Origin of the sequence: Marinobacter denitrificans, assembly GCF_008795955.1 — a bacterium.
GTDB lineage: Bacteria > Pseudomonadota > Gammaproteobacteria > Pseudomonadales > Oleiphilaceae > Marinobacter > Marinobacter denitrificans.
This window is the reverse complement of sequence record NZ_VMHN01000009.1, coordinates 151,401-165,751: the sequence shown is the minus strand read 5'-3', so window position 1 is coordinate 165,751 and position 14,351 is coordinate 151,401. Positions and strand designations below refer to the sequence as shown.

The window sequence follows — 14,351 nt, the reverse complement described above, 5'->3', positions numbered from 1 at the left end:
TCGATTCCACAATAGTGGCGGTGGGTGCTATGGTAAAAGTTCATTGAGTCTTCTCCCTTGTAGTGCTTGGTCGCCTTCCAGCTTAGCGGGCAACCGCTGGGCTGGGGAGAAGGCTCAATCAGTATCAAGCCGCTGTTGTCGGACAATTTTTCCACCGCATTGCGGCTCCAAAATTGCCGCAAAGCTCAGCGCTAGACCGCAGAGACCCTGCATCGCACAGACTGAGAGGCGCCTATGCCCGTAATAAAGTACCGCTTCAAGCCGCGCAGAACCCTTTGGATCGGGGTTGAGCTGATAGTTAGCTATTCGTGTGAGATCGCTCCAAAGGTAGAGCGTGTAAGGATCACTGGAATCAAGCAGTTCGGTTTCATGCTGAGCAGTGAGTACGAGATCGACGCTTTTGTCGATACGGTGCGTCGGATGCCATGTAAAGCTAGTGCAGAATACCAAGATGCCGTGATGTACGAGTTCAGTATCAAGACTTTTACATCGGACGTTATCGGTTTGGGATTCGGAGTCGGTATGCTTGGGACGGGCACAGCCGGCTGGACGACCAAATCGACTGAAGAGTTGTCACACTTCGGTACACCGTGCGTCTGTTGCGTTGAAGATAGTTGGGTTCCAGAGCGAACTGTCACTGGAGTTCACGTCGCTCCATCATCTCATGCCGCCACAGCGTGGCTCGTGAGCTTGGCCACATTAGGCACCGTGCTCGGTCTCTCGCTTATGAATCTTGATCACCCTAGCTTGGTGCCCCAATTTGTTGTGGCTGCGACCGGGGTCGGTACAGTTGCCGCCCTTGGTGTGACGGGGGCAAGGCTGATTGCGTTCCTTCGCCGAAAGGACAAAGTTCGCGATGATTTGGTCAGCCGGTGAGGCTACTGAATCTGAGGTCTAACGAAAGCATTCAGCGGACGGCGCTGGGCGCCACCGCTGATGATGGGCGTTAGGGATTTGTGATGACTGAGAAATCAGAATCGCTGGTAGGCAAACTTTCTGTTTGCTATGACGGACATCCGACTCTCAAAGCCTTGCTCCAACTGATCCCCTCATGGGGTGTCGCATCAGAGCTAATACAGTCACGGGCAGATGAAATCAAGCGAGATCGCCTCCGTGTCTTTTTCGACGAATTGGCAGCAGGAGAAACGGAATTAAATACGGAACTAATCAATAACAGCGATTTCTTACATTGTTTCTTTAGGGCCTCTGAAGCCGCTGTGCGCTCCAGGCAAAGTGAAAAGATCAAGCTATTCGCAAAGATGCTTTGTGCGAGTTTGGGCGATGCGTCCGAGCATACCCTAGATGAATACGAGGAACTCTTGGACGTTCTTCAAGAAATAAGCTACCGAGAGTTTTCGGTCCTCAACGCTTTGCGTAAGTTCGAGATGAAGTATGCGAATCATGAGTTCGACAATGATGTGGTTCGGATCAACGCCTACTGGGAAAACTTCAAGAAAAATGTATGCAACAGGTATGAAATTGCTGAAGACGAATTCCTCCCCTTTATGGAGAGGTTAGAACGAACCGGTCTATATTGGCGAAACACGGGAAGCTTTTACGGATTAAGGATAGGCAAAACCACACCTCAGTTTGCAAAGCTTTGTAGATACGTTTCCCGAAAAGGTCCCTAACAAATCGCTGTTGGCGGACAATTTTCCACCGCTTTGCGGCTCCAAATTTTCCGCCAAGCTCTGCGTTAATCGTTCTCCCGAATGTCCGCTTTGCGACCTGGCTGGCCAGCAGAAAACAATATTCTGAACCATACTTAAAGGCCCTTACCCTCCAAAGAGGGCCACGTCATGACGTTTACTATCAGCAAAGCTCCCTGGAACAAGGGAAAACTCGTTGGCCAGAAGCTACCGCTCAAACTTGAACAAATATGGGCTATCCGCATTCGATTAGAGATTGCAAAGAACATCCGCGAGCTGGCGATGTTCAACATGGCGATTGATTGCAAACTGCGATCCTGTGATCTGGTAAAGCTCTTGGTTCGAGATATTTCCAGAAACGGAGAGGTTCTGGATCGTGCCCAAGTCATTCAGCAGAAAACCAGTCAACCTGTTCAGTTTGAGATAACCAAAAAGACCCGCGAATCGGTCGAAGCGTGGATCGAATTGCGCGGTCTCTCAGGAATGGATTATTTGTGGCCGAGCCGGATGCGAAAGTTTGACCACATCACGACTCATCAATACGCCCGTCTCGTCAAAAAGTGGATAACCAGCATTGGGCTTGATCCCTCAGTCTACGCAACCCATTCAATGAGACGTAGCAAAGCGACATTGATCTACAAGAAGACCAAAAATCTTCGAGCCGTACAGTTGCTATTGGGACACACAAACATGTCGAGCACCGTGCGATACCTTGGTGTCGAAGTCGAGGATGCCCTGGAGATAGCTGAGAGTATTGAGATCTAACTGCGTAACTAGGCTCTTTGGTTCCTGAATGCCGCAGGCGCTGTCAGCTCCAGTCGATGATCACCCTCGGGTTTCGATTAAGCTCCTCCAGTCGTAAATAAAAAACGAACATTCGCAGCACCCCAATCTCAATCCGGCCATTTAGGATGCAGGCTATCAATGACGTAGTTGTGGCGGTGAACTCTGGAGTTGGAGGCGCTTGCAATATGAGGATGGTCGCCTGGCAGATCGTCGTGGTTGTGCCAGCGTGCTGAAGGATCAGCAGAGGGCCACAGCTTCGACGCAAGAATCAGCCCTCCGAGAGCAAGTCCCAGAAGCACCGACAGAGTAACGGTCATACCCGCAGTAGACCCCAGCCACCCAGCTAATGGATACGCGAACAACCATCCAGCGTGCGACAGAGAGAACTGGGCAGCGAACAGAGCCGGCCTGTCTTCAGCTTGCGACGACCTCGTAAGGACTCTACCAATGGGGGTTTGAGCCGCCGAGAAACCGACGCCCAGCCAAGCCCACACGGGTAATAGCCACTCCAGTGATCCCACCGCCATTGCGAGAATCAACCCGGAAATTAGAATCCACCCGCCAGTCAGCATGACTTGCCGGTCCTGCCAGCGCTTCAAGAGAGCCGGTAACGCCAATGCAGCCAACATGGATCCGCATCCAAAAGCCGCAAAAGCCATGGCTGTGTGCTGCTCAGTGAGGCCAAAGTGTCCCTGAACCAAAACAACTGTATTTACGATCACCATGGTTCCTGCAAGGCTGACAACAAGGTTCAGGGCCATCAACCCGCGTAGGCGAGGTGTTGCCATGAAAATTCTGAATCCGGCCCGTGCCCGATCATAAACGCCGCGACGTTTTCCCGATTTGGCCCCAGAGGGCAAAGCAACGGACACCACGAGCAAGGCTGATGCGATAAAACCGATGACCGTGCCCGAGAACAATGCCTGCCAGTTTGTGACAAGCAGAATCAACGCCGCGAGCGCAGGGCTGATGAGGTTTTCCAGATCGTAAGCCAACCGGGAAAGCGACAGCGCCTTGGTGTAATCGTCTTCATCCGGGAGAATATCCGGAATTGTAGACTGAAAGGTTGGTGTAAAGGCCGCTGATGCGGACTGAAGGACGGCGATTAATACATACACCTCCCACACTTCGGTGACGAAAGGCAACGCCAGCGCTGTCGCTGCTCGAACCACATCCAGTGAGACCAGCAGCGCATGACGGGGTATGTTCGCTGCCAGGGCCGACGCCAGCGGGGCCATCAAGACATAAGCGACCATCTTGATCGCCATGGCGGTGCCGAGCACCTGTCCAGCCTGATCTCCGGCCAGATCAAACGCCAGCAGGCTTAATGCCACCGTCGCCAGCCCGGTACCCAGCAATGCAACCACCTGGGCCAGGAACAAATGGCGATAGGTTCGATGTTTCAGAATCTCAAGCATGGGGGCATCAGTGATACGGTCTAAAATTGAACGGTTGTGGTAGCTTTACCATGTTTAATTTCTATCCCTCTTGGGGGAACTGGTATCCTTTGTGTCCAATGCTATCCAACCACAGACTCGACGTATCCGATAGATGATTTCCGCCATTCACCAGAGAAAACTGCTTCCGACGCTCGTTATGTTGTTCGCATTGGCGGGCCTGTCACTGTCGGTGATTGGCGAGTCGTTCTCTCACGGAGTGGTTGAGATAGCGGGGGACTGGGAGTTCCAGTCGGATGGCCACGCCGGCAGTCATGGTGGACACGGCCACAGTCACGATTTCGACGAAGAACCAGAGTCACCTTCACTGCATCACGATGCTGGCAATCATACCCACGAGACCGTGGACCAGTTGAGGGTCCCATTCGTTTCCCAAAGCCCGACCATTCTCCGGCAGACCATTCCATTTGCCGGAGGTTCTCCCCGCAGTTTGCGCTATCGGCTTGAACGCCCACCAAAAGTCTCCCTTCCTATTTGATCTCTGCCGCTCACGCGGCCTCAGAAAACAAATTCGATTGGAGTCTTTATGTTGTCAAACCTGCTTGGCGGTTGCCGAGGCATGTCCTCATCGGGCACCGGCAGTCGTCTACTGTGGATATTTCTGACCTTGGGCTTGCTGGGAATGAGTACGGATGTGCTCGCTCACGCAGTCGCTCAGGGTGACAAGGGGTACATCCAGGAAATTACCGGTGTAAACCTCATCGCCTTCACTTATCTCGGGGCCAAACACATGGTCACCGGCTATGACCACTTGCTCTTCCTGCTAGGTGTCATTTTCTTCCTCTACCAGATGAAGCACATCGCGATTTACGTCAGCCTGTTTGCCCTCGGGCATTCTACGACGATGTTGCTCGGGGTGTACTTCAACGTGGGCATCAATAGCTACATCATTGATGCGATTATCGGTCTGTCCATCGTGTACAAGGCACTGGACAACATCGGTGCCTATCAGCGGTGGTTTGGCTTCCAACCCAATACCAAGGCAGCCACGCTGATTTTCGGATTCTTCCACGGTTTCGGTCTCTCCACGAAGATCATCGAATACGACATCTCGCCGGATGGCCTGATTCCGAACCTCCTCGCCTTTAACGTGGGCGTGGAAATCGGACAGCTCATCGCCCTTGCCATGATCCTGATTGCCATCAGCTTCTGGCGGAAGAGCGACGGCTTTTTCCGGCACGCCTATACCGCCAACGTCGCCATGATGAGCGCAGGTTTTTTGCTCTTCGGCTATCAGCTCACCGGTTACTTTGTCGCTTAATTCTGGAGATTTCCAATGTACAACACCGATATACCCAACCGTGAAGAACTGCCCAGCACTGCCAAGTTGATTCGATCAACCATCATTGCAGCCATTGTGGCACTGGTCCTCCTGGTTACCGTGGTCATGCCTGCCGAGTACGCTCTGGACCCGACTGGCGCGGGCCGACTGCTGGGATTGACTGAAATGGGCGAGATCAAAGAACAGCTCGCAGAAGAAGCTGCTGCTGACGAGGCCGCCCAGATGGTGGCGGTGCAATCCTCGGATGATCAGACGGCTCCGGAAGTCTCGGAACCTGTCGTGGCTGAAGCCGTTGAGGAACCAGCCCCCTCATCGGAAGCCGAGGTTGCGCCTGCTGAGCCAGCACCTGAACCAGAAATGGCCGAACCCCAGTGGCAGGATGAAGTGCGCGTTGTTCTGACCCCGGGAGAGGGCACCGAATTCAAGCTCACTATGGAGGAAGGTGATGTAGCTCGGTTCTCCTGGGTGTCTGAAGGAGGCCCGATTAACTTCGATACCCACGGTGACGGAGGTGGTCAGTCCATTTCCTATGAGAAAGGCCGGGGCGTACCGGAAGATGAAGGCGAGCTGGAAGCCGCCTTTACCGGCAACCATGGTTGGTTCTTCCGGAATCGGAACGACAGTGACATCACTCTGGTACTTCGCACCGGAGGAGACTACGGGCAGTTGAAGAAGATGTTGTGATTAACCATTGAGTGTTGTGACGACATCCGGGCCTGTGCTTAAAAAAGGCCCGGATGTCGCATACAGCCATGTGGAACATGATCGGACCCCTCGGAGCAACCGCCAAACCAGTTTTAAGCCACATGGAAGTTCAAAAAAGTGATCGCGACGAGCAGCCTCTCAATGTTCGCTTTGCGACCTCAGCGTGCTTTGTTTCCGAATAGCAGATTGACCAGTATTATTCAGCCCCACATCCCCATCCGGATGCGTTCATGCTGGGTATGACCTATCAGTCGGATGTGGAGAAGGGTCTATGGCGCCTGTTTTACACGGAATTGGTGGCCAGGATTTTCTTCAGAAAGTCTTTCGTTCGGGGATCCTGCGGGTTGTAGAAAATCTCGCTGGGCGGACCCTGCTCCACGATGCGGCCACCGTCGATAAAGATCACCCGGTCGGCTACGTCCCGGGCGAAGGACATCTCGTGGGTGACCACCATCATGGTTTGGCGTTCTGACGCCAGCTGCTTCATCAGCCCCAACACCTCTTCCACCCATTCCGGATCCAGCGACGACGTAGGCTCGTCAAACAGAATGACCTCGGCACCGGCAGCCATGGCGCGGCCAATGCCAACCCGCTGCTGCTGGCCGCCGGACATGGACGCGGGATAGGCATCTGCTTTTTCACCCAGGCCGATCTGATCGAGGATCTCCCGGGCCCTCCGGTAAGCTTTTTCTTTGGGCCATTTATCCACCACCAGCAGGCGCTCGGCAATGTTCTGCAGGGCGGTCTTGTTGGCAAACAGCGCATAGTTCTGGAACACGAAGGCGGTTCGCCGCCGCATGGAGAGGATCTCGGCCCGGCTGGCTTTTTTCACATCTACGGTGAGGTCCCCCACGGTCATGGTGCCGGCGGTGGGTTGTTCGAGGAAATTGAGGCAGCGCAGCAGGGTGGATTTACCCGTGCCCGAAGGCCCGATGATCACCACGATTTCGCCCTTCTCGATGGTTAGGTCGATGCTGTCGAGGACCACCGTTTTGCCGAAATGTTTGCTCAGTGAGTCCAGCTTGATCATCGGTTATAGGCCTTATTCAGGCGGATTTCCAGGTGGTTCTGAAGCTTGGAAAGCAGCTCGACCACGATCCAGTACATGATGGCGGCCACAATGAACGCTTCGAAATACAGGAAGCTCCCCGAGGCTTCTTTCTGGGTCGCCCCCATCAATTCCGTGACTCCCAGGGTAAAGGCCAGGGAGGTGGCCTTGATCATGTCGATGAAGTAGTTCATCAGCGTGGGCAACGCCACCCGTGTGGCCTGGGGCAGAACTATCCGCCGCATCATCTGGCCGTTGGTCATGCCGATCGACAGTGCCGCTTCGGTCTGACTGCGGTCAACACCCACGATGGCGGCACGGATCGATTCGGCCATGTAGGCGGAAAAATGCATGGTCAGGCCCATGGTGGTTGCGGTAATGCCATCGATCACGGTTAACGCACTTACCAATTGCGGCAACCCGTAATAGAACAGGAACAGTTGCACCAGCAGCGGCGTGCCCCTGAAGAAAGAGATGAATACGATGGTCAGCTGGTTGAGCACCGGAATACGGAGTACGCGGATAACCGCAAACAGGCAGGCAAGTATCAGCGCAAGCACCATCCCGATACCGGCCAGTTGAAGGGTCAGGGGCAGGTACCTGAGAAGCACAGGTACCAGCCCCAGCATGTATTCGACGTTCAACACGTCCATAGGGAGTCAGGCCTTGGTGGGTGCCCTCAGGGCTGGGTAATATCCGTGCCGAACCATTTCTCGGAAATGGACGCCAGGGTGCCATCGTCACGCAGGGCCGCCAGGGCCTTATTGACCTCATCCCGCATGGCCCGTCCTGCTTCGTTGTCGCGGAAGGGATAGGCATTAGTGATTTGCGAGAAGGTGGGGCCAGCCAGCTCTAGTGGCAAAGGCTTTTCCTTGATGATCTGGCTGGCGCTGACCCGGTCCATCACAAAGGCGTCGACGCGGCCCAGGGCAGTGTCCCGCTCCAGATTGCTGTCATAGGTCTTGATCTCGATCTGGTCCGCGTAAGGCAGCTCGCGTAAGAGTGCTTCGAAGTTGGAGCCGAGGTTCACAGCAACGGTTTTACCCTTGAGGTCTTCCACACCCTCGACGTCGGTGTTGCCCTTTTTGGTCACCACCTGGGCACCGTCATAGACGTAGGGCTCGCTGAAAATATACGCTTTCTGGCGCTCTTCGGTGATAGTGATCTGGTTGGCCACCGTGTCGATGCGGCCGGATTCCAGCATGCCGAAAAGGCCCGAGAAATTGGCGGTTTCGTACTTGATATCACGCCCCATTTCCTCACCGATGGCATTCATCACATCGACGTCGAAGCCTTTGAGCTCATCCTGCTCTACAAAGGTAAACGGGAAATACTGGCCGGACATTCCGACTCTCAGAGGCCCGTCCTGCGCTAGCAAAGGCGCGCTTGTCAGCATGGCAATCATCAATAACGTGTTGATCAATAGCGTTTTCATCAAAACCTCCTTCAGGCGTGCATCCTACTTGAAGGATAGTCGTGGGTGAAAATAGGGCAATGATGCATATCATTGGCTGTTAACGAGTCTTTCAATATCCACGAGGAGCTCCGGAGCATTGGTCACACGTGCCAACCAACTCAGAGGAATGCCGCGTTCACCACCGACACCGTATATGGCCGCCATGGCCGGACCAATGATCCAGGCCCGTCCACAGGAATCGCCTCCGCAATGGATGTTGGCGCGAACGGCGTCGGTATAACTGCCTGCATGGTTCAGGATATGAAAAATCACCGGCATGGCCTCATGCAGATAACAGGTGCGGCCGAAAGTGTCGCCTGCATTTTCCGCATCCAGTGATGAACCGGATTGGGCGTGGTTCAGGCTCTCGCGCTCCGGCGCCTCAGCTTTAGCGGCTTCCAGCGCTGTGGATAAGGGGTTGCCCTGAAAGATCTGGTCCAGAAGTCGTGCTGCACATTTTGCCCAGCCCACGGCTTCGTCATTGTGATTGGTCACCCGGACCGCAGCCTCGGTGACCTCTATCAACTTATCGCTGCCGGAATAGCAGGCCACCAGGGGCGGCAACTTGGAGACGGCCGGTAACTGCATGTCGTCGGCGCCGCTTTCAGGCAGTAGATGTTGGTCGATGGTTTCGGCGAGGTAAACGCCGGCTTCCTGTATCTCGGATTCCTGATAGGTAAGGTTGATGGCCCGACGAACCGGTTCCGCCAATTGGTCGCCACTCAGACGCCGGGTATAGGGCAAAACCTTCTGCACCAGTATCCGTTTCTGCTTCTCGCTGAGGTCACCAGTAGTGGTCGACTGGGCCTGTATGATGGCGTTCTGCTCAATGGAATCCAGATTGTTCAGGGTGACTCGTGTGGGGTTGTCGATATAACCCTGCCAACGGCCGCCAGCTCCGAAAAACGCTCGAAAGCGCCGCTGGTAGTCGCGGACATCCAGTTGGCCTTCACTGGCCAGAAGGCTCCTGGTCAGCACCCCCGTGGCAGCGCCGTAGTGGCTGATATCTCCAGATTGCTTGCCCTCGTGCGCAAAGTATCCGAATCCGCCTTTGAAATAATCGGCCTTGGGCGGCAGGAATTCCGGGGATTGGCCGCCTACCTCGTGGATTCGCTGGCTGTCGTAAAGCCAGTGCAAACCGAGGCTGGCCGCATCGGCAACCCAGCCGCCAGCAAGAGCGGCGATTATTGCGGGTTTTCTTTCGATGAAGACGTTGCTGGTCATTGGATCTCCTTATTGGCCTTGTTGGAAATGGCCGGTGTCTGTGTGCCTGAATGGCTGGATCAGCATCCGGTCCAGGCGCAGATCCTGCACTGTGCGAAAGTCCTCGATTCCGATGGTCATGCCCAGGTGGCCTTTCTCAGGCTGTTCGCGATAGGTGCCGAACAGCCGATCCCACCAGGGCAGGTTGAAGCCGAAGTTGCTGTCGGTCTCCCGCACGATGACCGAGTGGTGGACCCGGTGCATGTCGGGTGTCACCACGAACAGCCGCAAGTACCTGTCAAACCAGAGCGGCAGTCGCACGTTGCCATGGTTGAACATGGAGGTGGCATTCAGCAATACCTCGAAAATCACCACCGCCAGCGCCGGGGCGCCCAGTGCCAGAACCACGGTCAGTTTGATGGCCATGGACAGAATGATCTCGATGGGATGGAAGCGCAGGCCGGTGGTCACGTCAAATTCCAGGTCTGCATGGTGCATCCTGTGCAGGCGCCAGAGCCAGGGTACGGCGTGGAACAGTCGGTGCTGGAAGTAGATGGCGGCGTCCAGCAGCAGAACCGATACGATGACCGCAAGCCAGCCTGGCAGCGACACCAGATTCAGCAGCCCCCAACCGTTTTCGGACGCCATAAAGGCAGTGCCAACCGCCGCCACAGGAAATGCCAGCCGCACGGCCAGTGTGTCCAGAACAACGATGAGCAGATTATGGGGCCAGCGGGCCAGTCGGCCTATCTGCTGGGGCCTGCGTGCCGCAAGCACTTCCCATAGGGCCATCACGGCCAGCACGGAGAGAAAAAAGCTGACACGGATGAGGGGTTCATTGGCAAGCAGTGTTTCGGTCACAACAGTGCCTCATATTAATGAACCGGTAGTCCGGCTGCTTTCCATTCCGGAAAGCCTTCGTCGAAACGTCGAACCCGATATCCGAGCTTTCTCAAGCGCTGAACCGCCTCGTGGGAGAGCACACAGTAGGGACCACGGCAGTAGGCGACGATCTCACGGTCCCGGGGCAGTTCGTCCAGCATGGATTCAAGCTGCTCCAGCGGAATGTTGATGGCTTCCGGCAGGTGGCCTGCTGCAAACTCGTTCTCAGGGCGTACATCCAGCAGCGCCACCGACCCGGTCTTGAGGCCGGCAAGCAGCTCATCCCGGGACACTGCTTCCAGCGCACCATCGGCGTTTTTTTCGGCGAAGAGCCGGCTGACCAGTCGCTCCATTTCCGCAAGGTTGGTTTCCGCGACCTCCCGCATCAGGCTCATCAACGTCACAAGACGCTGGTCGGTAAGCCGGTAAAGCATCTGTTTACCCGAACGGGTAGCGGTGACCAACCCCGCTCTGCGCAGGTGTTGCAGATGCGCCGAGGCATTTCCCACCGTCAGGTCCGCTGCGCTGGCGAGAGTTTCCACCGAAGCTTCTCCCTGGGCAATGCGCTCCAGCAGAATGAGGCGGTGGCCACTTCCCAGAGCCTTTCCAACCTGGGCCAGGGTATCGAACAGATCCTGTCGGGACGTCATTACCTTTTGATCTCCATCAAATGCTCGAAATTGGTCGCTTGACAGTCGACGACTTTGTTTTATTCTAACAATCATTAGAATGTTGGCAAGAGGAAAGGCTTCAGATGCGCCAGCGGAGGGGACAGTGGGTGCGGAGAAGGTTCTGGTGTTCTGAGCAGGGGGGCTCGTCGGTCAGATTGATATGTGTCACCCACCCGTCTGGTTAATGGGTTCACACTGTAAGGGTACTCACCTCACAGGAAAGGAGATCCTTCAATGGCCCACCCAGATATCCCCGGAACAGCGCCCTCCAAACTCAAAGCCCATATCGACGCGCTGGAAGCCCAGGGCGTCGGTGTCACCCCCGACGCATCCTCCCGGCACCTGCACAACGGTATCGATACGCCGCTGCCACCGGCGGACCTGCACGGTGCCTATGTCAATAACCGCCCGCTTCCTACCGAAGGCATCGCCGACCGGCGCGCCTGGATTGTGGGCAGTGGTATTGCCGGTTTGTCCGCCGCATTTTTTCTGATCCGCGACGGCCATATGCCCGCTGGCAACATCACCTTCCTGGAAGAGCAGGAAATTGAAGGCGGCTCACTGGATGGCGCCGGCAATGCCGAAGAGGGTTACATCGTGCGCGGTGGCCGGGAAATGGAGATGACCTACCAGAACTTCTGGGATGTGTTTTCGGAAATACCGGCTCTGGAATTGCCGGAACCTTTTACCGTGCTGGATGAATACCGCATTGTAAACGACGCTGACAAGAACTGGTCAAAGGCACGGCTGCTGGAGAAGCAGGGCCGGATCAGGGACTTTTCGACCATGGAACTGACCAAGCGGCAACAGCTGGAAGTGGTCAGGCTTCTGCTGGCGCGCAAGGAGAACCTGGACGACATCACGGTAGAAGACTGGTTCAGCGAAGGGTTTCTGAACAGCAACTTCTACACCTTCTGGCGAACGATGTTTGCCTTCCAGAACTGGCATTCCGTGCTTGAAATGAAACTCTATATGCACCGTTTTCTGCATCTGATGGACGGGCTCAACGACATGACCTCGCTCGTCTTTCCGAAATACAATCAATACGATGCCTTTGTACGCCCGTTGATGAACTGGCTGAAGGAGCAGGGCGTTAACATACAGTACGACACCGTGGTCGAGAACCTGGAGATGGAGACATCCGATAACACCAGAACGGTTACGGCCATCCAGTGCCATGGCAGCGAGGGAGACAAAACCTTTAACGTCGGTGAGCGCGACCTCGTGTTCATCACGACCGGTTCGATGACTGAAGACACCGCCTACGGCGATGACGACACAGCGCCGGAACTGAAAGAAAACGATAAAGCGGGCCCGGGTTCCGGCTGGCAGTTGTGGAAAAACCTGGCGCAGCAATCGGACGTGTTTGGCCGGCCGGAGAAGTTTTGCGGCAACATCCCCGGTTCAACCTGGGAGTCCGTCACCCTGACCTGCAGGCCCTCCCCTTTGATGGACAAGCTCAGGGAGCTGTCGGTCAATGACCCCTATTCCGGTTTTACGGCAACTGGGGGCATCATCACCTTTACCGATTCAGCCTGGCTGATGAGCTTCACCTGCAACCGTCAGCCACATTTTCCGGATCAGCCTGATGACGTGATCGTGCTCTGGACCTACGCGCTGTTGATGGACAAGCCGGGCGATTATGTGAAGAAGCCGATGCCCGAATGCACCGGCAAGGAAGTGCTGGCGGAGATGTGCTACCACCTGGGCCTGATTGAACAGCTCGACGAGGTGATGGCCGCCACTAAAACCCGGATTGCGCTGATGCCCTACATCACCGCGCAATTCATGCCGCGCGCCAGTGGTGACCGCCCATGGGTCGTGCCGGACGGCTGCACCAACCTGGCCTGCATGGGCCAGTTTGTGGAGACCCACAACGATGTGGTGTTCACCCTGGAAAGCTCGGTGCGCACAGCCCGGGTTGGCGTCTATAGCCTGCTGGGTATCAACAAACAGGTGCCGGATATCTATCCGGGCCAGTACGATATCCGCCGGCTGCTGCGAGCGACCCGTACCCTGAATAACGACGAGGCGTTTCTGGGCGAAGGTTTCCTGCGTCGCATCCTCGGCGGCACCTATTTTGAACATATTCTGCCGCTGGGCCCTGATGAGAAGCCTGAAGAGCTGAGCCGGACGGGATTGTTCGAGCAGCAGGTCCAGGCTCTTCGGGGCCTTGTCGAAGACAATCACACGCTGGAAGAAGCCAGGGACTGGGTTCAGGGTGTATTGAGCAAGTTGCGAGGGCGCCGCTGAGCGGCCCGCATCATCATGTGAAATCGTCAGTTTTTTTTGCGTCCAGGGCTTGCGCCACCTGCTCATCAATGCGCCGGACCAGTTCCGGGTCCGGTTTGCCGGAGGAATGGGCCTGTACAAGGTCGGTGCTGGCGCGCAGGTTGCCGATAAATGAGCGGCAGTGCCTGCACATCATGAGATGCATTTTTACTGACAGCTTCTGTGCTGTGCCCAGTTCGTCATCAATGTAGTCACTGGCGATCCTGGCCAGATCCCGGCACATCAGCATTCGCCCGTCTCCTGAAAGGTTTCCACCATAAGAAATATCTTCTGCCTTGCACGGTGTAAAAGCACCCGCAGGTTAGAGGCACTGACATCCAGAATGTTACACACATCGTCGGATTTATGCTGATGGGCTTCGTAAAGCATCAGGGCGGATCGTTGTGTTTCCGGGAGTCTGGTCAGATGCTGATCGAGACAGTCACTCAGCGCGCCGTTTTCCATGAGTGATTCGGCATCCTCATCGAATCGCAGGCTCGGCGGCGTTGCCCAGCGGCCATTGGGGTGAAAGCGATTTGCCAGTTCAGGTTCCAGGGCTTCGGAAAAGTCGGCGCTGACTTCCCGTTTGTTTTTTCTGAGGTGATTCTTGGCCCGGTTGGCCACGATCCGGTGCAGCCAGGTTTTCAGGCCCGACCGGCCTTCAAAATTCTGAATGGCATCGATGACGGACACCCAGCAGTCCTGTACGGTTTCCTCGGCGGAAGCGTTATCAAGGTAATACCTGCCTACCGCCATCATGCCGGGCGTATAAAGCCGGACCGCCTTCTGGAAATCGGCTTCGTTTCCGGATTTCAGGCCCTGAATCAGGATATCTTCTTCAGACTGATGCGTTGCGGTTTCCATTCCGTATACCCCCGGGACACCTGCGTTAGCGCGTTGTTATAAAGATGTTATTGGACTTCCAGAACCGGCTGGACAAA

The 14,351-nt window shown here is 55.5% G+C and carries 16 protein-coding genes; 7 read left to right on the top strand and 9 right to left on the bottom strand.

Features of this window, described 5'->3' with window-relative positions; translation table 11 throughout:
• Positions 1-234 precede the first annotated feature (234 nt).
• From FO268_RS19300 to FO268_RS19290, 3 genes are all read left to right on the top strand, one after another.
• Positions 235-876, top strand: a complete 642-nt coding sequence (locus tag FO268_RS19300) for a hypothetical protein (protein ID WP_150994885.1) — start codon at positions 235-237, stop codon at positions 874-876.
• An 83-nt stretch (positions 877-959) separates the two neighbouring features.
• On the top strand, positions 960-1,631 hold the full coding sequence (locus tag FO268_RS19295) for a hypothetical protein (RefSeq protein ID WP_150994884.1): 672 nt from the start codon (positions 960-962) through the stop codon (positions 1,629-1,631).
• 168 nt (positions 1,632-1,799) lie between these two features.
• Positions 1,800-2,414 (top strand): tyrosine-type recombinase/integrase, encoded by a 615-nt coding sequence (locus tag FO268_RS19290; protein WP_150994883.1) that lies wholly within the window; start codon positions 1,800-1,802, stop codon positions 2,412-2,414.
• A gap of 128 nt (positions 2,415-2,542) precedes the next feature.
• On the opposite strand, the gene FO268_RS19285 is transcribed toward FO268_RS19290, so the two are convergent.
• A complete protein-coding gene (locus tag FO268_RS19285) occupies positions 2,543-3,853 on the bottom strand; it encodes an MFS transporter (protein WP_150994882.1) in 1,311 nt (436 codons plus the stop codon).
• A 133-nt stretch (positions 3,854-3,986) separates the two neighbouring features.
• On the opposite strand from FO268_RS19285, the gene FO268_RS19280 reads away from it, so the two are divergent.
• From FO268_RS19280 to FO268_RS19270, 3 genes are read left to right on the top strand one after another with little or no spacing between them, the layout of a single operon-like run.
• On the top strand, positions 3,987-4,370 hold the full coding sequence (locus FO268_RS19280) for a hypothetical protein (protein WP_150994881.1): 384 nt from the start codon (positions 3,987-3,989) through the stop codon (positions 4,368-4,370).
• Positions 4,371-4,418: 48 nt separating this feature from the next.
• Positions 4,419-5,153, top strand: coding sequence for a HupE/UreJ family protein (locus FO268_RS19275; RefSeq protein WP_225316890.1), 735 nt, complete (start codon positions 4,419-4,421; stop codon positions 5,151-5,153).
• A 15-nt stretch (positions 5,154-5,168) separates the two neighbouring features.
• Complete coding sequence (locus FO268_RS19270) at positions 5,169-5,858, top strand: hypothetical protein (RefSeq protein WP_150994880.1); 690 nt, start codon at positions 5,169-5,171, stop codon at positions 5,856-5,858.
• Between the two features lie 304 nt (positions 5,859-6,162).
• On the opposite strand, the gene FO268_RS19265 is transcribed toward FO268_RS19270, so the two are convergent.
• The 6 genes from FO268_RS19265 to FO268_RS19240 form a co-directional block, all read right to left on the bottom strand.
• Complete coding sequence (locus FO268_RS19265; protein ID WP_150994879.1) at positions 6,163-6,909, bottom strand: amino acid ABC transporter ATP-binding protein; 747 nt, start codon at positions 6,907-6,909, stop codon at positions 6,163-6,165.
• Positions 6,906-7,580 (bottom strand): amino acid ABC transporter permease, encoded by a 675-nt coding sequence (locus tag FO268_RS19260; RefSeq protein WP_150994878.1) that lies wholly within the window; start codon positions 7,578-7,580, stop codon positions 6,906-6,908. Before FO268_RS19260 ends, FO268_RS19265 begins: the two co-directional genes overlap by 4 nt.
• Before the next feature lie 26 nt (positions 7,581-7,606).
• Positions 7,607-8,362 carry an amino acid ABC transporter substrate-binding protein gene (locus FO268_RS19255; RefSeq protein WP_150994877.1) on the bottom strand — a complete coding sequence of 252 codons (756 nt, stop codon included), beginning with the start codon at positions 8,360-8,362 and terminating at the stop codon, positions 7,607-7,609.
• A gap of 69 nt (positions 8,363-8,431) precedes the next feature.
• Positions 8,432-9,607 carry an ADP-ribosylglycohydrolase family protein gene (locus FO268_RS19250; protein ID WP_150994876.1) on the bottom strand — a complete coding sequence of 392 codons (1,176 nt, stop codon included), beginning with the start codon at positions 9,605-9,607 and terminating at the stop codon, positions 8,432-8,434.
• A 9-nt stretch (positions 9,608-9,616) separates the two neighbouring features.
• Positions 9,617-10,447 (bottom strand): sterol desaturase family protein, encoded by an 831-nt coding sequence (locus tag FO268_RS19245; RefSeq protein WP_225316888.1) that lies wholly within the window; start codon positions 10,445-10,447, stop codon positions 9,617-9,619.
• Between the two features lie 14 nt (positions 10,448-10,461).
• Positions 10,462-11,118, bottom strand: coding sequence for an ArsR/SmtB family transcription factor (locus FO268_RS19240; RefSeq protein ID WP_150994875.1), 657 nt, complete (start codon positions 11,116-11,118; stop codon positions 10,462-10,464).
• Between the two features lie 255 nt (positions 11,119-11,373).
• On the opposite strand from FO268_RS19240, the gene FO268_RS19235 reads away from it, so the two are divergent.
• Entirely contained in the window at positions 11,374-13,392 is a 2,019-nt protein-coding gene (locus FO268_RS19235; protein ID WP_150994874.1) for an oleate hydratase, read from the top strand.
• A 13-nt stretch (positions 13,393-13,405) separates the two neighbouring features.
• Here FO268_RS19235 and FO268_RS19230 read toward each other — a convergent pair whose 3' ends face one another.
• Positions 13,406-13,660, bottom strand: coding sequence for a zf-HC2 domain-containing protein (locus tag FO268_RS19230; protein ID WP_150994873.1), 255 nt, complete (start codon positions 13,658-13,660; stop codon positions 13,406-13,408).
• The gene (locus FO268_RS19225; RefSeq protein WP_150994872.1) at positions 13,654-14,274 is read right to left on the bottom strand and encodes an RNA polymerase sigma factor; all 621 of its coding nucleotides are present in this window, start codon (positions 14,272-14,274) and stop codon (positions 13,654-13,656) included. The genes FO268_RS19230 and FO268_RS19225 overlap by 7 nt, the downstream gene beginning before the upstream one ends.
• Between the last annotated feature and the right edge of the window lie 77 nt (positions 14,275-14,351).